Raw genomic sequence first — 22,199 nt, 5'->3', positions numbered from 1 at the left:
AATAAAAAAAGCCCGTTAATACGGGCTTTTTTATAATTTTATAAATCTTAAATAGTTCTTTTCCACCAGTTCTTTTGCTGTTTGCAATTCAAAGGCTGAAGTTCATCTCCCAGCAAATCAAACAAAATCGCCTCTCCTTTCGTATTTACCTTAAATTCAGCATACTTTGCTTTCTCATAGCATTGAGCTAGACCTTCGGCAAACAAGAAACTTCGTGAAGCGGGATATAAAGCCTGTAAACGATTTTCAGGATTTTTTAAAATTAAATTATGACCAGCAAATGAATTATTGATATCTAAAACTGTGCGAACTACGCGATTTTGTGAATCTAAAATAACTTTTGCTTGAACAGAAGAATGATTAAAAATCACCGGCTCTAGTCTCTCAGTTTCGCTTTCTGCAAGAGCTTTAAGAGATTGTAAATTTAGCTCATAAGCCAGTGCCATATAGTCACCTTGTAAAATTGAGCGCGGATCAACTGGCTTAAGCTGAATAAAAATACTTTTACTATGGTGCAAATGCCATTCATTCTTTGCCACTAATCCGGCAAAAAACAAGATAGTGACTAGTGCAAGAATAAGAGAAAAATACTTCTTCATTATTTTTCTCCTTCAATCAAATTGCGTTGATTTTCATGGTGAAGTAACCAATATAAAGCCAACAATACAATGCCAGAAATAAAAATTGATGCACTCTTGGCTAGAAAAGTTATTTGTAAGTTGTAGTAGAGCTGCCAGAACACTAAAACAAATACGACTAAGCTACCCCCATAAACAATATAATCTTTCTTTTTTAATGCCCACGTTAAAATAATAAGCAGAATGAAAATTTCAAAATATCCCAATGCAATAAGTAACGCACCAAAAATTAAAAAGGCGAAAAAAGTGACTCCCTGAAGTTGACTATATAAATGAAAAATACTAAAGCACAACAACCAGATACTAGGCAGTAAATATAAAATCCATCTCTGCTGATCTATCGAGATTTCTGGAACTAAACCCACAAAAGCATCAAAGAAAGAAGCTACTAAAATTACTGCAAGTACACATAACAAAATACTACGCTCATATAAAGCTATTGATTCACCTTTAGGCAAGAGCACCAAACTTAAAAACAAGTAACTGAGAAAAGTTAAATTTAAATAGGTTTGAGTAGAATGTATTGACCACAATGAATGGTCTAGTTGCAGCAAATAGAAGAATGCTATTCCATAAGTAGCGAGCATTTGAATTAAAATGAAAAACCAGTGAGGTCTAAGTAAATAACTGATACATAGCACAATAAATTGAGCAATTAACACCCATAATATTTGATCTGTCTCTGACTCAAGATGAAACAAAAAAGCAGTTTGACCACTTATAAATAAACAATAGGCAAATTGGCGAATGAAGTGGTGTTGGGATTTTTTCAATAAAATAGCAGCTATAAAAACAAAAATAACTCCTATAACTAAAGAAATAGCCTCCCAAAACACCAGTGTAAAAGCAGCGAGTGCCAGACCTGCAAGCCAAGCACCAATTGCCAATGGAATGACATAAAAGCGACTTTGCCTAAAAATTTTTATTAAAAGACAACTAATTAATGCAAACCAAATAAAAATAATGCCAGCAATTAATAAAAAGATGAACTCATTAGAATCTTTAAATAAGTTATTAATGCCATCTACAAGCCATATTGTTGCGGTCACACCAAGAATAGCAGCCATTAAGCTGGCACATAATTGATCATCTTTTTTAAAAAAATAATAAAAAACGATTATTCCGGCAAAGAAAGCAGAGATCAGGTAAGGAATATGTTCACTTGATAAAAACTGGATCATTCCCGTTATGGAAATAACTGCAAACCAAGCAATAAAGACGAAACGTAAAGCAGGATATCTCTTTATACATATCCAAAACTCGATAAGACTTAATAAATTTAGAGCGGATAGATATAAATAAGGAAATTTTTCTGACCAGAAAGTCTGTTTAAAAAATAAAAAAAGTGTGAGCTGACTGGTAATACAAATTAAAGCAAAGATTCCAATATTCGGTCGATATAGCCACGGTAGTAAAAGTAATGTCCAAAGTAAGAAAAGCAAATAACTGTCTGCACCTGTTTGATAAACCTGCCCGATTACAGCCAAACTTAAGCCTACCATCAAACCGCAAACACCATGTAAAGTCTGCCTAACTCCTTCACTTAAGGTATCTTTTACGCTGAACCATGCTGTCACAAGTAATATAAGTGGTGGGATGGCTAGCTGAATACTGTCTGGAAGCATTAACCAGTTAGCAGCAATTAAATAAAGAATACTGACCGCCATAAATACATAACTGAAAATATGGAGATGTTGAATAAATAAAGTATTCCTAAGGGGATAATCGTCTCTTATCTGCATGAAACACCTATTTTATTTATAATTTTCTATAAAAAACATAGCATTCCATTTTCATATCAACAAGTAAGCTCTTGTTAAAAAGCCTAATTCTGTTTATGAAAATACTTATTCATAAAGAAACTTAGCATTCTACAAATGCATCTAGCCAATTTTATCAAGCGCGCTATAATAAAACCCATCGCTTCAGGGCGGGGTGTAATTCCCCACCGGTGGTAAAGTTAATTTTTATGATTAGATTAGCAAGCCCACGAGCTTAAATTGTGTAATTTGAGCAGATTTGGTGAAACTCCAAAGCCGACGGTATAGTCCGGATGAAAGAAGACGACGAACTGGGATAAATCCGTTTTATTTCAGTGCCAGCCTGTTTTTACATCAGTCCTGAAATGTTCAACCGTATTTTTACGAGAGCGTTTCATTATGTCTAGCTTAATTCAACCAGAACTTTTTTTCTCAGCCCTCTCTCCTGCTGAGCAACGCATTCAACAAGCATTAGAAGATATCCGTCAAGGCAAACCAGTCTTGGTTATGGATGACTTCGACCGTGAAAATGAAGCAGATTTAATTGTTGCAGCCGAAACTTTAACAGTAGAAACAATGGCACGCATGATTCGTGATGGCTCAGGTATTGTATGTTTATGCCTGACAGAAGAGCTAGCAGATCATTTAGAACTTCCTCCAATGGTTTCTCACAACTCAAGCCAGTTTCATACCGCTTTTACAGTAACCATTGAAGCTGCTCAAGGTGTTACCACAGGTGTTTCTGCTAAAGACCGTGTGACTACCATTCAAACCGCAATTAAAGATGGTGCTGTCCCAAGTGATCTTAACCGTCCGGGCCATGTTTTTCCTTTACGTGCCCGTAATGGTGGAGTGCTTACTCGTCGAGGTCATACCGAAGGAACAATTGATCTAGCAAGACTGGCTGGGCTTAAACCCGCTGGTGTGTTATGTGAATTAACTAATCCAGATGGCACTATGGCATCAGGCATTCAGGTTTTGGCATATGCTCAAACTCATCACTTAACCGTGATTACGATTGAAGAACTTGTTCAATACCGCCAACAACACGGTATTTAAATGAAAAAAGGTTTGGCTTTATATCAAAGCCAAACCTTTAAATTAAAATTTAATAATATTTAAGATACTTTCTTTTGTGCTGCCTGCTCTTCGACATAGTCAAAAAGTTCAGAGAATTGCGCAATCATTGCTTTAGGCTGTGCTTGTTCAAGTTCCTCTGGTGTTCCATAACCATAAGTCACTGCAACTGCTTCAATACCATTATGGCGAGCACCCAAAATGTCGTATTGGCGATCACCTATCATTAAGCATTCTTCTGGGTTTAGTTGCTCATGTTCAAGAATATAATGAATGAGTTCAGCTTTATTAGTCCGCTCGCCTGTTAACTCACTACCATAAATATGTAAAAAATATTGGCTTAAGTCAAAATGATCCAAGATACGTTTTGCATAAATCGTTGGTTTAGCGGTGGCAACAAATAAACGATATCCTTCTTCTTTTAATGCATTAAGCGTTTGGGCAACTGATGGATATACTTCATTCTCAAATAAGCCCGTAACTGAAAAACGCTCACGATAAGCAAGTAATGCTTGCTCAGCCAGAACATCATCTTGAGTAGCTAACAGTTTTGCTAATGACGCTTTTAACGGGGGGCCAATTGTCCAGTCAATATTTAAATCGGCAGCTAAAGAATATCCCAGTTTATCCATTGCATAGCGAATTGAAGTATGGATACCAACTTTTGGGTCTGTTAGAGTTCCATCTAAATCAATCAAAATATGTTTTATAGCCATTCAATCACTAACCCAGTAAAGTATTTAATTCAATTGGTCGAGAGTTTAATCAAACTCTCTTATACTAACGTAAATTTAAATTGAAAAGGAAATAACCGTGCGTCCAACCGTACTTTGTTTCTCGGGTTTAGACCCTTCAGGTGGTGCAGGTTTACAAGCTGATATTGAAGCGATTGGACAAAGTGGTGCTCATGCAGCAATTGCATGTACAGCCCTCACCATTCAAAACTCACAACAAGTATTCGGCTTCGAAGCAACCTCAAAAGAACTATTATTAGCTCAAGCAAATGCCGTTGTAGGTGATTTACCAATTAAATGCGTTAAGTCAGGCATGCTTGGCACTACAGATAATATTGCTGCTCTAGCTCAGTTTCTTCGCGCACATCCAGACTATCAATATGTACTTGACCCAGTTTTGGTCGCAAACAGTGGTGGTTCTTTAGGTGATCAGGCGACTCTCGTTAAAGCATTTGTTGAGCTTATTCCCCTAGCCACTATTATTACTCCCAATACAGTCGAATTACGTGCTCTAACAGGCATTGCTGACTTAGAACAAGCAACCAAAAAACTTTTCAAAATGGGTGCTAAAGCTGTATTAGTTAAAGGTGGACACGAAGATACACCAGATCATATAAAAAATAATTTATATATTAATGGTGAACTTGCGGCGAGCAGCAGTTGCCCACGCTTAGATGGCGAGTATCATGGTTCAGGTTGTTCTTTAGCTAGTTTTATTGCTGGTCGTTTAGCTTTAGGTGATTCTTTAAAAATTGCAGTTCAGCATGCTGAAACATGGTTATTCGGTGTTTTAAAGAACGCCGACACTCCAGTATCAAATGGGCAAAAAATACCAAAAAGATTTTAAAAAAGAAAAAAGGCGCTAAAAGCGCCTTTTTTATTCCCCTCAATTATTGAGGAATACGTAAAACCTGACCAGGGAAAATCTCATCTGGATCTTTTAACATTGGTTTATTTGCTTCAAAGATTTTTGGATATTGATTTGCATCACCATAAAATTCTTTCGCAATTTTTGAAAGGTTATCACCAGATTTCACTGTATAAAATTTGCTTTCTGGTTCAGGAGTTGCAACAGTCATTTGATCATCTACATGTGCCACATGATCAATATTCCCAACAATAAGAATAATTTTTTCTTTATCTGCTTGGCTTTGTACTTGACCATTAATAGTCGCAGTATCAGTTGAACCATTATAGGTTACAGATAAGCCTTCCACCCCTAGACCTAAGCTTTTAATTAAACCTAATAATTTATTTGCGATTTCTTGTGCAGAAGGTTCTGCTGGTGTTGCCGGAGCTGGTTGTGGTTCTGCTGGTGCGGTATTTTTCTTACCAATACCTTTTACAAAATCAAAAAGACCCATTTTTAGTCCTCAACTTATTGTTTATAGTAAAGTCATTAAACTGACCCTTATTGTTATACTTGAAAAAAGAGACAGCTCTGCTATCAATTGAGGTTGATCTTGTAAAAATATGTATCTCTTCTTTTATTTTGCTCAAATAAAAAAAAGCCACCTTCCGGTGGCCTTCTTTTTATTCAGCAATATGCGAATTAACCAAGTTTTTTAGTTACATAGTCAATTGCAGATTGAACTGTAGTGATTTCGTTAGAATCTTCATCAGGGATAGTGATGTCGAAGTCGTTTTCGAAAGACATTACAAGTTCAACTAGATCTAAAGAGTCAGCACCTAAGTCATCCATAAAAGATGCTTCGTTTTTAATCTCTTCAGCTTTAAGACCAAGTTGTTCTGCAACTGCTTGTTTAACGCGTAGTTCGATATCGCTCACAGGAATTCTCCTCATTGCTTGTGGCGTTTGATTTGCCACTAGTTTAATTGAATATAAAAAATTTTAAAAGTTTATACATCAGCCTTAGGCCATGTATAAACCACCATTTACATGTAATACCGTACCGGTAATGTAACCTGCTTTATCACTTGCAAGGAAACTCACCGCATTTGCGATATCTTGTGGCTCGCCTAAGCGATTTAAAGCCACTTGATCACTCATTTTTTTGCGAATGTCTTCACTAAGTGCATCTGTCATTTCTGTTGCAATGAAACCTGGTGCCACACTGTTCACAGTGATTTGGCGGCTACCCATCTCTTTTGCAAGACTACGGCTAAACGCTTCAATACCTGCTTTTGCAGCAGAGTAGTTCGCTTGACCTGGGTTTGCAAAGTGCGCAACAACAGAACTAATATTAATAATGCGGCCAAAGCGCGCTTTTGTCATACCTTTAAGCACACGTTTAGATAAACGATATACGGCTTTGAGGTGAATGTTGAGAATGTCATCCCAATCATCTTCTGACATGCGTAGCAATAAATTGTCTTTCGTGATACCCGCATTATTAACCAAAATAAGCACAGGGCCATAGTTTTGTTCAATATGAGAAACGACTGCTTCAATCTCATCGAGATTACGCACATCGAGAGCTAAACCTGCCCCTTGCTCACCAAAGCTTTCACTTAACTTTTGTGCGCCAGATTCAGATGTCGCAGTACCTACAACAAAATAACCGTCTTGAATAAGTTGCTGGGCAATAGCAGCGCCAATGCCCCGACTCGCGCCCGTTACTAATGCAACTTTGCGTTCTTGTGTCATGCAATTTTTCCTTCTGCCACTAAAACAGCATTTAGGGCATCTTCCATTTTACTCTTGCTATCGATAGCAAAAGCTTTTTCTATATTTGGTAAACGCTTCGCGAGATTACTCAATACTGTACCAGGTCCACACTCAACAACGTAGTGAATACCTTGGTCTTGTAAGAACTGCATCGTGTCTGTCCATTGTACAGATTGGTACAATTGAGCAGTTAACGCCTGACGCAATTGAGCAACATCGGTAGCTATTCCCGCGTTGACATTTTGTATTACAGGTATGGTAGGCAGCTCAATGGCAGTTTGTTCCAAAGCTTCTGCAAATTTTTCAGCAGCAGGTTTCATCAACGAACAATGCGAAGGAACTGACACAGGTAAAGCAATTGCCTTAGCAGACTGCTCTTTTGCCAAAGCCATTACTTGTTGTACAGATGCTGCACTTCCAGCAATTACGACTTGGCCTTGTGAATTATAGTTTGCAGCTTCTACTGAGCCTTGACCTTCTGCATTCACAATTTGACAAAGTTCAACTACTTTTTCATCAGCCAAACCAAGGATTGCAGCCATAGCTCCTTCACCTTGAGGAACAGCGCTTTGCATGAGTTTGCCACGCAAATTCACGAGTTTCACTGCATCTGCCAAGCTCATAGATCCTGCAGCAACCAAAGCGCTGTATTCACCTAGAGAATGTCCTGCAAGGTACTTAGGTGCCAGACCACCTAAATCAAGCCATACACGCCATAGAGCGATACTGGCAGTTAATAACACAGGTTGGGTATTTTCTGTTTGGTTGAGGCCTTCGCCACTTTGCGCAATATGCCACAGATCAAATCCAAGCGCATCTGAAGCTTCGGCAAAGGTTTGCCCAACCCCACTAAACTGTTCTGCTAGTTCAGCAAGCATACCGACTTTTTGTGAACCTTGACCAGGAAACACAAACGCAGTTTTTGTGGCTAAAGCTACTTGTTCAAGACGTTTAGCAGACATAAGAAATCCTTTTTTGGGTTTTCACTCATTTCTGGAGCGGAAATTTAACATGTTATTTATATTTTTATAATTGCGAAAAACAACAAAAAAAGGGAGCTTTCGCTCCCATTTTTTCTATACTTAAGCATCACGCTTAATGCATATCATACAATTATTCAGCATCAGCTGCTTTAGCGAATAATTGACGACCACGGTAGAAACCGTCTTTAGTAACGTGATGACGACGATGAGTCTCACCAGTTGCTTGGTCTACTGTTAATGCATTCTCGGTTAAAGCGTCATGTGAACGGCGCATGTCACGGCGAGAGCGACTTTTACGGTTTTGCTGAACGGCCATGATGGCTCCTTACAAAGATCGAAAAAATGGATCAGAACAAATTCAGTTGTCTTATCTCACAATTATATCACAAATTATGAGTTAAGTTTACCCTTCAAACCTGCCAAAACATCAAACGGATTATCCCGTTTTTCTTCAACAACATCTTGAACGGTAGGTTGATGTTTATTTTCACAAGCATCATGCTTGGGAGATAAAGGCACCAACAATAACAGTTCATCTTCTAGTAATGCGAGCAAGTTAATCGAGGCAGGCGTATCATAATCGCCTTTCGTCGAAGACTCACTTTCACCTAAAACGATGAAATCAGCATCCTCATCCAAGCGCTCTATCAGTGACTCATCATCTATTAATGCAATATGAAAGTCTAAGACAAGAGGTATTTCAACAGGTTCCAAACAACGTTGGCACTCCATTGGAACTATCGTGTCTATATGACCATCCATCCACACAATGCGATGATATGCATCCATTGATAGCTTACAGTCTATGTTGACCAATTGATTATCAATTGATCCAACAGCTTCACGAGCGATACGAGCAAAGCGAGACAAGGACAGTTGACCTGACCATGTAAAGCCTTGTTCAGCCCATTTAAACGGCTCAATCTGTGCCGGAAAGGTATTTGCTGACATAATTAAGGCGGCAATTCTACAAATTCATCGGTACTCTGTCAAAGATTAAGATACAATTTTGCACTTCTTTAGACAGAACTCGGGGTAAATTAAGCAATGCACCTGTTGCAGCCGCAACCTGAAGTTAACACTTCATTACTCGTTTGCACCCATTCAACTCATCAGAACACGCTTGTACCTGACATAGTGCAACTCTCACCATGGTCAAGCTCAAAATCAGAGTCTGAGCAAGTCGATTGGCTTATTTTACACTTTAATCACTGGTTTTCCCACCATAATGTGACATTAGTTCGTGGAGATTTTGAACCAGAATATTTCCCGGCAACAAATCAGGGTCCGGCTAAAATCCAATTCGCCCACGGTTTTTTGAACAGCGCCTTACATGAAATCAGTCATTGGACAATTGCTGGCGAAAAACGCCGCCTATTACCCGATCTAGGATATTGGTACGCTCCCGATGGCCGTACGCAAGAACAACAAAGTCTATTTGAACAAGTAGAAATTAAGCCGCAGGCAATTGAATGGTTATTTGCGCAGTCTTTTGGTAGGAAGTTTAGAGTCTCGCTTGATAACCTGACAGGTGATGGCGGAGACGGCAAAATATTTAAAGATAATGTTTATGCTCAAGTACAACGTTATTTTTCAGGTGAAGATAAGTTACCGTGTGATGCAGCAGCATTTATTGGTTTTATTTGCCAATGTACGCGTTCAGGCATAGCATTACAATCAAATGAATTTAAACGTGAACTCCTTGATTAATTGACAAAAAAACCACGTTAATCACTTGCATAGGTTATTTAAAAAGCCTAATAATTATTTTAACACTGGCGTGATGGAGTCTCTAAAATATGATGCATTTACATGTACATCCTGAAAATCCACAGCAACGCCTCATTAGCCAAGCGGTTGAACGCATTCGTGCCGGAGATGTTGTGGTTTACCCTACCGATGCTGCCTACGCAATTGGCTGTCAGATCGGTAATAAAAATGCTATGGAACGTATTGCGCAGATTCGTGGTTTAGGGCCAAAGCACCAATACGCAATTATGTGCTGTGATTTATCTGATATTGCAACTTATGCAAAAGTTGATAATGCAACTTATCGGTTATTGAAAGCGAACACCCCAGCCATTACGACTTTTATTTTACCGGCAACCAGCGAAGTTCCGCGTAGGTTAATGCATCCTAAAAAGAAAACCATTGGTTTACGTATTCCAAGCAACCCAATTTGTCAGGCTTTATTAAAAGAACTGGGTGAACCACTACTCACCAGTACATTAATTTTACCAGGCCAAGAAGATCCTCTAGATGATCCATACGATATTGAAAATCAGTTAGATAAACGAATTGATGTATTTATTGATGGCGGTTTCGGTACTTTAACAAGCACAAGTATTGTCGACTTATCGGGTGAACATCCTGAAATTATCCGCCGTGGTATTGGAGATGTAAGTGCTTTTGAATAAGCACTTACAATTTTTACCAACAGTTTTAAAAAAAGTATTATCACTCAAGAAAATACTCTTTATTTATTTTGGATTTTTTTTACACTTTAGTCGTTAAGTAATTTATTAAAAGGCACAATTCATTTAGAATGATTGCCACTATCTGCTGTTCTTCTATTTACAGCTCTCTTTGACTTGAATAACAAGTCTCATGCTTTTGAAAATTCGCGTGGCTTATAATCGTAATGAATCAATCACTTCATCAATCCATGGAAGACGCTCCACACATCCGTGTTTTAGATGAGTGGCATGACAAGATTCCAGAAGATCTCTATATTCCTCCTGCTGCATTTGAGATTTTGCTCGAACAGTTTGAAGGTCCGCTAGATTTTTTAATTTATCTGATTCAAAAAAACGGTTTTGATTTAATTCAAGTCGATATTGCTCCTATAGCAAGTCAATATTTAACCTATATGGATAGTATGAAGTCCTTAAATATTGAGCTAACAGCTGATTATATGGTGATGGCAGCCTTATTGGCTGATTTAAAGTCACGTTTACTTTTACCAAAGCCAACAACGATCAGTATTGAAAAAGATCCCAAGCAGGACCTGATTGATCGACTTGAAACCTATCTACGCATTAAGCAAGCGGCAGAACGTTTAGGTCAAATGCCAATTCTTGAGCGTGATACATTCAATGCAAATGTGAGCTTAGGTCATATCGCTCCTGTTTACGAAGGCTATGATATTTCAGCATTACATGATGCATTGTTCTGTATATTTAACCGCCCAGAACCTGTTGTTCATGTTGTAGCTCAAGAGCCTGTATTACTCGAAGAACGCATTGCATATATTGAAGAGAAATTAGAGTCTGGTGACGTGTTAAGTTTTAAAGAATTACTCAATCCTCTGCAAGGTCGCATGGGAATGGTTGTTACATTTATGGCTGTTTTAGAGTTAACCCGTCAACAGCGAGTTAAAATTATTGCCTCTGGTATTGAAGCTCCTTTAGCAATTCAAGGATCTTCAATATGAGTTTTGAACAAAATAATACTGATTTGTCATTAGCTGACATTCATCACGAAGTCTTATTACAACTTGAAGCAATTATTTTTGCCAGTGATGCGCCCGTTTCAATTGCCCGTTTAAAAGAAGCATTTAATAATCAATATAATAAACAACAGCTTCGTCAACTCTTACAACAGCTCGCGCTATTACAACACGGCCGATCTATTGAGTTAATTGAAACAGCGCAAGGGTTTCGCTTTCAGGTAAGATCTAAATATCGTAGTATTATTGCGCAAATTTGGCCAGAGCGACCAACTAAACTGTCGCCTTCATTACTAGAAACGCTGGCCGTCATTGCTTATCATCAACCCGTTACCCGCGCAGATATTGAACAAATTCGTGGTGTGTCTAATAATAGTCAGATTCTTAGAACACTATTTGACTGGAACTGGATTAAAGAAGCCGGTTTTAGAGATTTACCCGGAAGACCCGCGTTGTTAATTACAACGCCACAGTTTCTGAATGCTTTTGGTCTAGCTTCGATAGGCCAATTGCCTCCCCTACAGAACGCCAAGGAAGCCTTTATGGCTCTCGATGCAAATGCACCGAAATCATAAAGAGGTGGACTGTTGATCATTATGTCTAAGGTTGTGCTGTCATGAGTGAAAAATTGCAAAAAGTATTAGCGCGAATCGGATTAGGTTCCCGCCGATATATGGAAGAGGTTATTGCCGCAGGACGCGTGAGTGTAAACGGCCGTGTTGCCCAAGTGGGTGAACGTATTGAACCAGGCGATGAATTACGCATTGATGGCCGTAAAGTTCAGTTTCAAATTGAAGACGAAATTCGTCGTCGTGTATTGATTTACTATAAGCCAGAAGGCGAAATCTGTTCACGTAATGATCCTGAAAAACGCCCAACCGTATTTGATCATTTGCCACAAATTGCGAATGACCGCTGGGTAATGGTAGGTCGTCTAGATATTAACAGTACTGGTTTATTATTATTTACAAATGATGGTGAGCTTGCTAATCGCTTAATGCATCCATCAAATGAAGTTGAACGCGAATATGCTGTTCGAGTGATGGGTGAAGTAACGCCTAAAATACGCCAAAAAATGGTAACTGGTGTAGAGCTTGAAGATGGCCCAGCTAAATTTGAGTCTTTCTCGGAAATCGGTGGTGAAGGTATTAACCGCTGGTACCAAGTTGTCGTGAAAGAAGGTCGTAACCGTGAGGTTCGCCGTATTTTTGAATCACAAGAACTTAAAGTAAGCCGCTTATTACGTACGCGCTACGGTACTGTTATTTTACCACGCGAATTACGTACTGGTCGCTGGATGGAGCTCGATAAAACTGACATCGATAACCTAGCAAAATCTGTTGAGTTAAAACCACGTCAAGGTACAGGTCTATTTGGTATGGCAAAACGCCGTACTGACCGTATGACCGAAAAGCCAATGGCAGCTCGTCGTGGCGGTTACTTACGTCAACAACGTCGTGATGAAGAAAATGAAGCTCCTGTTAACACGGGTAACCAACGTAAATCGACTGGTTTTAACCGTGGTTCTAAGAAATTCTAAAATATTGAATAATATGTAAAAAAACCGCTCAAATTAGAGCGGTTTTTTTATAGCTTTTTTAAAATTAATTCATTTTTTCCAGCTCAATCCATTCAGCTTCAGGGAAATGAATTGCTAAATAGCCTTTCAAATAGTTTGAAGTATCTTGAGAAATTAATGGATCTTTTGATTCATCTTTTAAGTTATATACCAAGGCTTGCAATTTCAAACCACGAGACTTAAGTGCTTCAAGACTCAGTAAAGTATGGTTAATACTTCCTAAACGGCCCGATGTGACTAAAATAACTGGGAACTGGTGTTGAGCAACATAATCAATGCTAAGCAGACTGGTAGTTAGTGGCACCATTAAGCCTCCAGCACCTTCTAACAATACAATTTCAAAACGCTCTGCCAATGTTTGCGTCGCATTTTCAATTTTTTGAAAATCAATTTCTCGGTTATCTAGGCGTGTTGCAAGATGAGGCGAAGCAGGATAGCTAAAAATTTCAGGCATGGTGAGCTTGTCATAATCTTCTTGAAACCAGCCCTGCCCCATAATTTCACGATGCTTTTCAATATCTTCAGAAATATCAGTATTACCAGTCTGAATGAGTTTTTGGGTAATCACTTTTTTACCCTGCTCAGTCCATAATTTTGCTAAAAAGCCTGTAGCGTAAGTTTTACCAATGTCGGTATCAATCCCACTCACAAAATAGATCTGGCCACTCATTTACTTCACTCTCCGGGCAATACAATAAATCGGATGATATGTTAGGGAATATCCTTCAGCGTACTTAAACCGATCATAATCTTGATAAAATTGTTGTAAAGTTTGCTTTTTCCAACGATGCTGAGCAGTTGCCGTTACTCCTGTTGCTTTTAAATGCTGCAACACGGCTTTAGGCGAATCAAAATAGAGTTGAGTTTCTGACTCTGACAAATGCAAAATTTCAAAACCAGTATGAGTTAAGACACTATTCCAATTTTCAACTGACCAATAACTTAACCCCTGTCCTGTTAGCTCTTTAATTTCTCTTAAATTCTGAGAGCCGAATGTTGAAAAGCATAACCAGCCTTGATCAACTAAAGCCTCATTACAACGTTCGAGCAAACGCGGCAAATCCTGCATCCATTGCAAAGCAGAACCTGAAACAATCATATCGAGCTGCTGGGGAAACTCTAAAGTTTCAATGTCCCCAATTAAGCATTTCAAATCTTCTTGGTGAGTAAAATTTTCCTGCACATCTGCATACAGATCATTCAAAATTAATTCTTCAATCTGAAAATATGCAGTAATAAGCCGAGTTAAATTGCCAGAACCACATCCAATTTCAAAAACGCGTGACATCGTACTCGGGCAAAATTGCTGGAGTAACACCGTTAAATTTTGGCAAATTTGTTTTTGAACAATTGCATGCTCTGAATAGCTTTGCCCAGCTTTGGCAAAACGCTGGGCAACCAAGTTTTTATTCAAACTCACAGAAAACTCACCAATTCTTCAAGCTCATGTTGCTGCACCATTGACGTTAAAGAAATACGCAAACGGGAACTGTTTTTAGGGACTGTTGGTGGACGTACAGGCATCGCATAAAAGCCACTTTCTTGAACATGTTTCGCCTTATCGATCGCGGCCTGACTTTCTCCCACAATAACTGGAATGATATGACTGGTCGACGGGCTTACATAACCTTTTTCCACAACAGCTTGTTGAAGATATTGGCTAACATTTTTTAAGTGTTCACGCTGAGGTTGAGCAACCAATACTTTTTGAAATATAAAGTTTACCCAGGCTACAATAATAGGAGGTTGAGAGGTAGTAAAAATAAGCGGGCGCATTTTATTAATAAGATAGTCTTTAATAATTGGATCGCAAATAATGTAACCACCGACTGCTGCCAATGCTTTACCAAAGGTACCAACTAGAAAATCAATTTCCTGAATCACATTATATTGTTCAGCACATCCTAAGCCTTGCTGACCACGAACGCCAATTGAGTGTGCTTCATCGACATATAGCATGGTTTTAGCAAAACGTTTTTTAAGCTGGACTAATGCGGCTAAATCCGTTTCATCACCATCCATACTAAAAATACTTTCTGTGACCACAATGATTCGTTCAATTTTGTCATCATCATGATACTTTTGCAGAAGTTGTTCTAAATGCTGTAAATCGTTATGGCGATAACGCACATACTGTGCACCAGATAAACGTATACCGTCAATCATGCTCGCATGGACTAACTTATCTGCCAAAATTAAAGTTTTGCTATCAGAAACAGCGGGCAAAATACCAATATTCATGTGATAGCCACTATTAAATAGCAGAGCCGACCGGCCACCAAATGCATTACTTAGGCTATTTTCCAACTGCTCATATTCATCAAAGTTACCTGTCAATAAACGGGCCGATGAAGAACTAAAATAGCTCCGCTCTAACGGCAAGCTATCTAAAAACTCTTGGCGAAGATTAAGATCAGCCGCCAGTCCAAGATAGTCATTTGAAGCTAAGTTGAGCATTGTTTTATTCTGAATTGTAATGAAACGGCCATGCTGCACATTTTGGGTAAATTGTCTGAAATTACCTTGTTGTTTTAACTCATCTAACTCGGTAGCAAAATGATTAAGCAATGACATCTTAATGCGCTCCCTGCAACGTTTTAACAACTTCAACCAATTTTTCAAGCAAATCACTTAGCTCTTGTTGAGTGATGACATAAGGTGGCATCACATAAACCAGTTTGCCAAAAGGACGAATCCAGATTCCACGGTCTACAAACTCTTTCTGTAAAGTTTTCATATCAACATTAAAGGTAAATTCTACGACACCAATTGCCCCCAGCACTCGTACATCAGCAACATAATCAAGCTGATTCAAAGGCGTTAAATATTGGCTAAGCTGCTGCTCAATTCGCTTAATATTAGCTTGCCAATCTTGTTCAATTAACAATTGCGTACTTCTCAAGGCAACAGCACAAGCAAGCGGATTGGCCATAAAAGTTGGACCGTGCATAAATACCCCAGCCTGACCGCGACTAATCATTTCTGCAACATGCTTTGTGGTTAAGGTAGCCGACAAAGTCATATAGCCGCCTGTTAGTCCTTTACCTATGCACATAATGTCTGGCTCAACTTGTGCATGTTCCCACGCAAAGAGCTTACCAGTACGACCAAAACCAGTAGCTATTTCATCAAAAATTAATAACAGACAATATTTCTCACAAAGCGCTTTAGCCTGACGTAAATATTCTGGATGATAAAAACGCATGCCCCCTGCACCTTGAACAATTGGTTCGATAATGAGTGCAGCAAGGTTTTCATGATTTTGCTGAATAGCCTGTTCTAGCTCGGCAATATCTTGAGGATTCCACTCTTCATGAAATTTGGTTTGTGGTGCAGCCACAAAAAGACGGTTTGGTAAGCTTGTGCCAAAAATCTGATGCATACCTGTAACTGGATCACACACAGACATCGCATTCCATGTATCACCGTGATAACCCGAACGCGTAGTAATAAAATTTGTTTTTTGTGGTTGGCCTTGTGCTGTCCAAAATTGCACAGCCATTTTCAAAGCAACTTCAACGGCAACCGACCCTGAATCTGCATAGAAAATTTTGTCGAGACTTGGTGGTGTAATTTTTAAAAGAATTTTTCCAAGTTCAATCGCAGGATCATGAGTGAGTCCACCAAACATGATATGTGACATGTTCTGTAATTGGTCTGTCACTGCCTGATTGAGTTCAGGATGGTTATAGCCGTGAATCGCACACCACCAAGAAGACATACCATCAATTAAAGTTTTACCATCATCTAGTTCAATCGTTGCCCCATAGGCACGTTTCACTTTAAATGTCGGTAAAGGTTGGGTCATTGAAGTATAAGGATGCCAAATATGTTCCAAATCAAAATTATCGGTCATCCTATTTACCCTTTTACAGCGTTCAAATCTTTCATTGAACACATGTTAAACCTGTTAAGAATGAAAGAAAATTGCGATATCAATCAAAGCTTATTAACTTTGCTGATGAATTGTTAAAAATTGGCAGATTTCTTCAATTGTTCTTTCGACCTGTAGGTAAGGAAAAGCATGAGTAGCATCTTTTAATAGCTTATAACTCATGTTTTTTGTCGCTATATCTTTAAAATTTTCAATAATCTTGCAAGTAATGACGCCATCTAGCTCTGCGAATAAATGAAGCTGTGGACCAGAGTAATTTTTTAAGTTATCTACCAAGTTTAAATGCTCTAACATTTCTAAACCTTGTAATAACACCTCATAAGGAGGCGGGTTTGATATATTTTGCATGTTTAGCCAATCTTTTTTAGCTTGTGCTGAACCTTGAGTAATTAAATAATAAAAGCGTTTTAAAGTTGCTTGTTGGTTTTGCAAAAAAGAAGCCTTAAATTGACTGAACACATCAGCAGGCATTGCAGTTTGCCACGTGTTATTGGCAACAAAACATGGATTAGAAGCAAGCGTAATTAAAGTTTTAGTTAGACCAGTGCTGTTATAAAAAGAATCAACTAAGTGAGTCGCTAACTGACCTCCTAAGGACCAGCCCATTACAACATCAACCTCAGCCACTAAATCAAGCTGTTTCTGGAAACTACCAGTTAAAACATCAAATATATTAATAAGTTGTACATCACAACCCTTCTGTTGCAAATGTAATTTTAATGATTGCAGAGGTTCAATTCCTACACCCCAGCCTGTAATCAATAAAAGTTTATTTTGTAACTTCATATGCTTGCCCAGAGCTAGTTTTATAAAGATTATATATTAATATCAATTTAAAATATCTTTTAAAATCAACATAAAAAACAAATCCCAAAGTTTAAAATAAAGTATTTACACTTATTTAATATTCTGAAATATATTGATAAATAAGACCTGTATTATTAATAGGAAACATACAAAAAATTAATTATCTAAACATTGAAGCCACTCAAAAAACAACATAATCCACACTTCGCCTATAAATCCATTATGCAATGTAATTAATGTTAATACTTATGTTTTTTTATTAAAAGAAATGACTCATCAATTCATTTTAATGTTAGAAGATTAATTATTGAACAAAAAAATATTGGGAAGGCTAATATGAACAGTCAGAATACAATATCTGATGGGAGAGAAAAGAATACATATTTTGTTACACCAGACGATATTATAAATACTTTATCTTTAGATAAAAATTATTGCTTATTTTTGGATATTGATGGGACGTTAGCACCATTTCAAATTGATCCTGAGCAAAGTTTTATTCCAAACACTACATTAGAAATTATAAAAAAAATTATTAAATTAAATATACCCGTTATTGCTGTAACAGGTCGAGATGTAGATACAGCTTACAAGCTATTACAGCCTATTGAGATTCCTGTTGCTGGCTTGCATGGTTTAGATATTTATTTTGGTTCAGATCATTATATTCGACCAGATTTAAGTTCGATTAATTTTAAAAATTTAAAACAAGATATTATGAAATCTTGTGAGAAATATCCTGAATTATTAGTTGAGGATAAAGGATATTCTATTGCTTTACATTATCGAAAAAATCCTGAATTAGAAACTCATGCTATTAATATTATGCATCAAATTATTCCTAATTATCCCCAATTAAAAATAAATAATGGAAAATTTGTTGTCGAGTTAATTCCAAACCAAGCTAATAAAGGTAACGCAATTCAAACCATATTAAATCACCTTAATATATCTTCAGCTCACCCTATTTTTATAGGAGATGATTTAACAGATGAGTCTGGTTTTATTTGTATTAATCAGAAATTTGGAACTTCAATTAAAGTAGGTTCTGGTGAAACACAAGCTCAATATAGATTAAAAGATATAGATACCGTCGCTAATTTTCTTTTTTTATTTCAAGACAGAATAAAAAAATTATATGTCAAAAATAGTCAAAATCAGAATGGAGAAAAAATATGTCTAAATTAATCGTATTATCGAATCGAATAAGTATGCCTTCAGGTAAAGCTTCGGCAGGTGGTCTTGCTGTAGCTGTACAAGATGCATTGAATGATAGCAATGGTATTTGGTTAGGCTGGAATGGTCAGCAAATTACCGATAGCGAAGCACCAGAATTCGAACAAGCCTATTCTGAAGGAATTGACTACATTACCTGCCCTCTTACTCATCAACAATACGCTCAATATTACTGTGGTTTTGCCAACAAAGTTCTCTGGCCAGCAATGCATGCTCGAGAAGATCTGATTGAATATGATGCGCAAGAATATAATACCTATCAAAAGGTCAATCGCTTATTCGCTGAAAAATTAAAACAGCTTGCTCAGCCTGAAGATATGATCTGGGTACACGATTATCATTTTTTTAGTGTTGCTCGCTACTGTCGTGAATTAGGCATGCAAAATAAAATTGGTTTCTTCTTACATATTCCTTTTGCTAGCCTAAATATCTGGCGCAAAATTCCCGTGGCCCGCGAATTAATTCAAGACTTAAGCCAATATGATGTCATTGGTTTACAAACCCAGATTGATCAAAATGCATGTATACAAACATGTTTAAATTTACTTGAAGCTCAGAAAATTCGCCGCGATAGTATTAGCTACAAAAAACGTCAAATACTTATTAAATCTTACCCAATTGGCGTTCAACCAGAAATTATTCAAAAACAAGCACAACAAGATTTATCAAGCCCTTGTGTGTTTAATTTTGAAGAAATACCTCGTCAAAAAACAATCATTGGAGTTGACCGAATTGATTATTCAAAAGGTTTACTTGAACGTTTTAATGCATTTGCAACCTTTTTAGAAACTAATCCCGAATATCATGGTTTAGTTCGGCATTTGCAAGTTGCAACGCCATCACGTACGGATATTGCAGCTTATCAACGCTTATATGAACGTTTTAAAACCAAATTGGAACTGATTAATGAAGAGTTTGCACATGAAGATTGGAGACCTGTAGATTGCTGTTATGACACGGTTCAACATCACAATCTCATGCATATTTATCGTCATTCAGATATTTGCTGGATCAGTTCACTACGCGATGGGATGAACCTAGTCGCTAAAGAGTATATTGCAGCCCAAGATCCAGAAAATCCGGGTGTGCTTATTTTATCTAAATATGCAGGTGCTGCTGAGCAGATGTCTCAAGCCTTAATTGTCGACCCGCAAGATAGAGTGGCAATGATAGATACTTTAAAAATGGCTTTAGAAATGTCTAAAGCTGAGCGTATTAATCGTTATCAACAATTGATAGAGGGTTTATCAGCATCTGATCTTACTCATTGGAGAAACGATTTTTTAGATGATTTGGAAAAAACACCAACTTTACTGATGAAACCTCAGCGCTTATTACAAGATAATTATCAGTCTATCTATCAGGTTTTATAAATCTAAATAAAAGAACATCGAGAAATTAAATTCTCGATGTTCTTTAGATTGTTTCTATTATTTATAAATTAATTCGCCTTTGCGAGTGTAAAGCGATTAAGTAAAGCAATAATAAATAGCAATACAGCCACACCTGTTAAAACTGTACTTAAACCAGTCCATTCACCAATTAAACCAATTAAAGCTGGCCCACTTAAGGAACCTGTATAGGCAATCGTTGATACTAAAGAAAGTGCCGCTGCTTTAGGCATATCGTTTTGTCGACCTACGCGAGAAAACATAACGGGCACAATATTGGAACAGCCTAATCCTAAAAGTGCATAGCCTAATACAACCACTTGCCATACGGGTGCGGTCACAATAACAGCCATACCAATTGCTGCACCAATGGCACTATAAGTTACAACATTTTTTTCACCCCATTGCTTTAGCAAGATATGGCCCGTAAAACGTCCAGTCGTCATGCTCAGAGCAAAAAAGGTATAAGCAAGACCAGCAAAGGCTGGATTAAGCTGATACTTACTTGTTAAATAAATACCACCCCAATCCATTGCCGCACCTTCTGATAAAAAGGCAATAAAACACATCATGCCAATAAGTAAAATAATACCGTTAGGTCGATAGAATTTTTTAGGTATCTCAGTTTCTTGATGTGGCTTTTCATCTTGTTCATAAGACGTTAAACAAGGAGGAATAGCAACTGCACCAATGACAAGCAGAATCATGACAACTGATAAAGTACTCATTAATGGCGAAAGACCTACTGCCAATAATGCAGTCACAAGCATAGCGCCTGTTAAGCCACCAAGGCTGCACATTCCATGAAAACTAGACATGAGCGCTCGCAAGCTATGCTTTTCGACAACCACTGCTTGTAAATTTATAGCCACTCCAAGGCAGCCCGCTGCCGACCCAAATACAAATAATGCTACAGCCATCATCACGATACTGCTCCACATCGTGAGGCTTGGTAATAACACCATTAACAGCATCAATGCCAACCCAATTAATGGACGACATCCCCAGCGCTTGACTAAAGCACCAGTTGCAGGCATCGCAATCATTGAGCCAATCCCCATACAAAGCAAAAGCAAACCAAAATCGGCATGATTGAGGTTTAGGCGTTGCTGTGCAAAAGGAATGAGAGGTGCCCAAGCGGCGGTCGCAAAACCTAAGCTAAAAAAGCTGAGTCGTGTTGCAAGACGCTGTGTACTTAAGAGAGTAGCTGTATCTAAAACAGCAGGTTTGGTAAATAACATATTTCGCGAACTCACCATAAAATCATTGGCGATCCATACCAACCGATTTTCCATAGAAAAACCCTTGCCTCATTAGATTTCTAGGCAAGGGTTTTGTTGGCGAAATTATATCCAATTCCATAAAAAAAACAGGGGTGTGATACAATTTTTCTGACTTTTTTGTAACTACCAAAGCCTTATATAGTAAGGCTTTGAATATGTTCAATTTGAGAAAAATGTTTTCCTATCTATTTTATTAAAACTAAAAATCAGACAATAAAAAACCCAGCATTTGCTGGGTCATTTTATTAAATTTGAGATTGAATATAGTTTTGTAAACCAATCAATTCAATTAAACGTAATTGCTTTTCTAACCAGTATGTATGGTCTTCTTCGGTATCTGATAATTGTTGACGCAACATATCACGGCTAATGTAATCGCCTTTCTCTTCACAAAGTTTGATACCTGTCGCTAACTTTTCACGAACATGATATTCAAGCGCCAAATCAGCTTTTAAACAAGATACAACGTCTGTACCAACATTGATGTCTTCACGATGCATGTTTGGTTTAGCACCTAAGAACAATACACGGCGTATGATCGCATCAGCATGAGAAGCTTCTTCTTGCATCTCATGATCAATACGTTCATAAATTTTATTTAAGCCCCAATCTTCATACATACGAGAATGGATTAGATATTGATCACGGGCAGCCAATTCTCCGCCAATGAGCATATTTAAATAGTCTATGACTTCTGGATTGCCACGCATAATAAATCTCCTATCGTATGAAAACTATT

At 37.8% G+C, this 22,199-nt stretch carries 25 protein-coding genes and 1 riboswitch; of the genes, 9 read left to right on the top strand and 16 right to left on the bottom strand.

The features are described 5' to 3' along the window. Positions 1 to 47: 47 nt before the first annotated feature. Both WA249_RS13115 and WA249_RS13110 read right to left on the bottom strand, forming a co-directional pair. Positions 48 to 599, bottom strand: a complete 552-nt coding sequence (locus WA249_RS13115; protein WP_336169299.1) for a GDYXXLXY domain-containing protein — start codon at positions 597 to 599, stop codon at positions 48 to 50. Further along, positions 599 to 2,380, bottom strand: coding sequence for a DUF2157 domain-containing protein (locus tag WA249_RS13110; RefSeq protein WP_336169297.1), 1,782 nt, complete (start codon positions 2,378 to 2,380; stop codon positions 599 to 601). The genes WA249_RS13115 and WA249_RS13110 overlap by 1 nt, the downstream gene beginning before the upstream one ends. A 176-nt stretch (positions 2,381 to 2,556) precedes the next feature. Continuing rightward, positions 2,557 to 2,707: riboswitch (FMN riboswitch) on the top strand. Between the two features lie 90 nt (positions 2,708 to 2,797). Between WA249_RS13110 and ribB the strand changes: the two genes are divergently transcribed. Then, positions 2,798 to 3,457: a 3,4-dihydroxy-2-butanone-4-phosphate synthase gene (ribB, locus tag WA249_RS13105; protein WP_336169296.1), complete on the top strand. Its 660-nt coding sequence runs from the start codon at positions 2,798 to 2,800 to the stop codon at positions 3,455 to 3,457. Positions 3,458 to 3,516: 59 nt separating this feature from the next. Here ribB and WA249_RS13100 read toward each other — a convergent pair whose 3' ends face one another. Continuing rightward, positions 3,517 to 4,191 carry an HAD-IA family hydrolase gene (locus tag WA249_RS13100; RefSeq protein WP_336169294.1) on the bottom strand — a complete coding sequence of 225 codons (675 nt, stop codon included), beginning with the start codon at positions 4,189 to 4,191 and terminating at the stop codon, positions 3,517 to 3,519. A 97-nt stretch (positions 4,192 to 4,288) separates the two neighbouring features. Here WA249_RS13100 and WA249_RS13095 point away from each other — a divergent pair, with 97 nt between their 5' ends. Beyond that, positions 4,289 to 5,056: a hydroxymethylpyrimidine/phosphomethylpyrimidine kinase gene (locus WA249_RS13095; RefSeq protein ID WP_336169292.1), complete on the top strand. Its 768-nt coding sequence runs from the start codon at positions 4,289 to 4,291 to the stop codon at positions 5,054 to 5,056. Between the two features lie 43 nt (positions 5,057 to 5,099). Here the strand turns inward: WA249_RS13095 and lysM are convergent, their stop codons facing one another. The 6 genes from lysM to WA249_RS13065 all read right to left on the bottom strand — a co-directional run bounded on the left by lysM (position 5,100) and on the right by WA249_RS13065 (position 8,772). Next, entirely contained in the window at positions 5,100 to 5,573 is a 474-nt protein-coding gene (gene lysM / locus WA249_RS13090; protein WP_016139078.1) for a peptidoglycan-binding protein LysM, read from the bottom strand. A 188-nt stretch (positions 5,574 to 5,761) separates the two neighbouring features. Further along, positions 5,762 to 5,998 carry an acyl carrier protein gene (gene acpP / locus WA249_RS13085; protein WP_004641570.1) on the bottom strand — a complete coding sequence of 79 codons (237 nt, stop codon included), beginning with the start codon at positions 5,996 to 5,998 and terminating at the stop codon, positions 5,762 to 5,764. An 84-nt stretch (positions 5,999 to 6,082) separates the two neighbouring features. Then, on the bottom strand, positions 6,083 to 6,817 hold the full coding sequence (gene fabG / locus WA249_RS13080; protein WP_016139079.1) for a 3-oxoacyl-ACP reductase FabG: 735 nt from the start codon (positions 6,815 to 6,817) through the stop codon (positions 6,083 to 6,085). Beyond that, positions 6,814 to 7,800 carry an ACP S-malonyltransferase gene (gene fabD, locus WA249_RS13075; RefSeq protein ID WP_250374724.1) on the bottom strand — a complete coding sequence of 329 codons (987 nt, stop codon included), beginning with the start codon at positions 7,798 to 7,800 and terminating at the stop codon, positions 6,814 to 6,816. Before fabD ends, fabG begins: the two co-directional genes overlap by 4 nt. Positions 7,801 to 7,951: 151 nt before the next feature. Beyond that, on the bottom strand, positions 7,952 to 8,137 hold the full coding sequence (rpmF, locus tag WA249_RS13070) for a 50S ribosomal protein L32 (protein ID WP_000290730.1): 186 nt from the start codon (positions 8,135 to 8,137) through the stop codon (positions 7,952 to 7,954). 74 nt (positions 8,138 to 8,211) lie between these two features. After that, positions 8,212 to 8,772 (bottom strand): YceD family protein, encoded by a 561-nt coding sequence (locus tag WA249_RS13065; protein ID WP_336169287.1) that lies wholly within the window; start codon positions 8,770 to 8,772, stop codon positions 8,212 to 8,214. 96 nt (positions 8,773 to 8,868) lie between these two features. Here WA249_RS13065 and WA249_RS13060 point away from each other — a divergent pair, with 96 nt between their 5' ends. The 5 genes from WA249_RS13060 to rluB all read left to right on the top strand — a co-directional run bounded on the left by WA249_RS13060 (position 8,869) and on the right by rluB (position 12,809). Further along, positions 8,869 to 9,531, top strand: coding sequence for an elongation factor P hydroxylase (locus tag WA249_RS13060; protein ID WP_336169285.1), 663 nt, complete (start codon positions 8,869 to 8,871; stop codon positions 9,529 to 9,531). 89 nt (positions 9,532 to 9,620) lie between these two features. Continuing rightward, positions 9,621 to 10,238 (top strand): L-threonylcarbamoyladenylate synthase, encoded by a 618-nt coding sequence (locus WA249_RS13055; protein WP_003653356.1) that lies wholly within the window; start codon positions 9,621 to 9,623, stop codon positions 10,236 to 10,238. A gap of 224 nt (positions 10,239 to 10,462) precedes the next feature. Then, positions 10,463 to 11,254: a segregation and condensation protein A gene (locus WA249_RS13050; RefSeq protein WP_035366239.1), complete on the top strand. Its 792-nt coding sequence runs from the start codon at positions 10,463 to 10,465 to the stop codon at positions 11,252 to 11,254. Continuing rightward, positions 11,251 to 11,844: an SMC-Scp complex subunit ScpB gene (gene scpB, locus WA249_RS13045; RefSeq protein WP_016139084.1), complete on the top strand. Its 594-nt coding sequence runs from the start codon at positions 11,251 to 11,253 to the stop codon at positions 11,842 to 11,844. The genes WA249_RS13050 and scpB overlap by 4 nt, the downstream gene beginning before the upstream one ends. Before the next feature lie 41 nt (positions 11,845 to 11,885). Further along, a complete protein-coding gene (gene rluB / locus WA249_RS13040; RefSeq protein ID WP_336169281.1) occupies positions 11,886 to 12,809 on the top strand; it encodes a 23S rRNA pseudouridine(2605) synthase RluB in 924 nt (307 codons plus the stop codon). Between the two features lie 64 nt (positions 12,810 to 12,873). On the opposite strand, the gene bioD is transcribed toward rluB, so the two are convergent. From bioD to WA249_RS13015, 5 genes are all read right to left on the bottom strand, one after another. Then, the gene (gene bioD, locus WA249_RS13035; protein ID WP_336169279.1) at positions 12,874 to 13,518 is read right to left on the bottom strand and encodes a dethiobiotin synthase; all 645 of its coding nucleotides are present in this window, start codon (positions 13,516 to 13,518) and stop codon (positions 12,874 to 12,876) included. Beyond that, entirely contained in the window at positions 13,519 to 14,268 is a 750-nt protein-coding gene (gene bioC / locus WA249_RS13030; protein WP_336169277.1) for a malonyl-ACP O-methyltransferase BioC, read from the bottom strand. Further along, on the bottom strand, positions 14,265 to 15,422 hold the full coding sequence (locus WA249_RS13025; RefSeq protein WP_336169275.1) for an 8-amino-7-oxononanoate synthase: 1,158 nt from the start codon (positions 15,420 to 15,422) through the stop codon (positions 14,265 to 14,267). Before WA249_RS13025 ends, bioC begins: the two co-directional genes overlap by 4 nt. A gap of 1 nt (position 15,423) precedes the next feature. Then, positions 15,424 to 16,704, bottom strand: coding sequence for an adenosylmethionine--8-amino-7-oxononanoate transaminase (gene bioA, locus WA249_RS13020; RefSeq protein WP_336169273.1), 1,281 nt, complete (start codon positions 16,702 to 16,704; stop codon positions 15,424 to 15,426). A gap of 93 nt (positions 16,705 to 16,797) precedes the next feature. Beyond that, on the bottom strand, positions 16,798 to 17,529 hold the full coding sequence (locus WA249_RS13015; protein WP_336169271.1) for a hydrolase: 732 nt from the start codon (positions 17,527 to 17,529) through the stop codon (positions 16,798 to 16,800). 357 nt (positions 17,530 to 17,886) lie between these two features. On the opposite strand from WA249_RS13015, the gene otsB reads away from it, so the two are divergent. After that, a complete protein-coding gene (gene otsB, locus WA249_RS13010) occupies positions 17,887 to 18,738 on the top strand; it encodes a trehalose-phosphatase (RefSeq protein ID WP_336169269.1) in 852 nt (283 codons plus the stop codon). Beyond that, entirely contained in the window at positions 18,726 to 20,159 is a 1,434-nt protein-coding gene (locus tag WA249_RS13005) for an alpha,alpha-trehalose-phosphate synthase (UDP-forming) (protein WP_336169267.1), read from the top strand. The genes otsB and WA249_RS13005 overlap by 13 nt, the downstream gene beginning before the upstream one ends. Positions 20,160 to 20,227: 68 nt before the next feature. Here WA249_RS13005 and WA249_RS13000 read toward each other — a convergent pair whose 3' ends face one another. After that, entirely contained in the window at positions 20,228 to 21,418 is a 1,191-nt protein-coding gene (locus WA249_RS13000) for an MFS transporter (RefSeq protein WP_336169351.1), read from the bottom strand. A gap of 287 nt (positions 21,419 to 21,705) precedes the next feature. Further along, complete coding sequence (gene ftn / locus WA249_RS12995; protein WP_001214863.1) at positions 21,706 to 22,170, bottom strand: heteropolymeric bacterioferritin subunit Ftn; 465 nt, start codon at positions 22,168 to 22,170, stop codon at positions 21,706 to 21,708. Positions 22,171 to 22,199: the final 29 nt, after the last annotated feature.

This window comes from Acinetobacter sp. 161(2023), from assembly GCF_037027805.1.
GTDB lineage: Bacteria > Pseudomonadota > Gammaproteobacteria > Pseudomonadales > Moraxellaceae > Acinetobacter.
The sequence above is the reverse complement of the archived record's forward strand: the minus strand, read 5'-3'. Positions and strand labels throughout refer to the sequence as shown.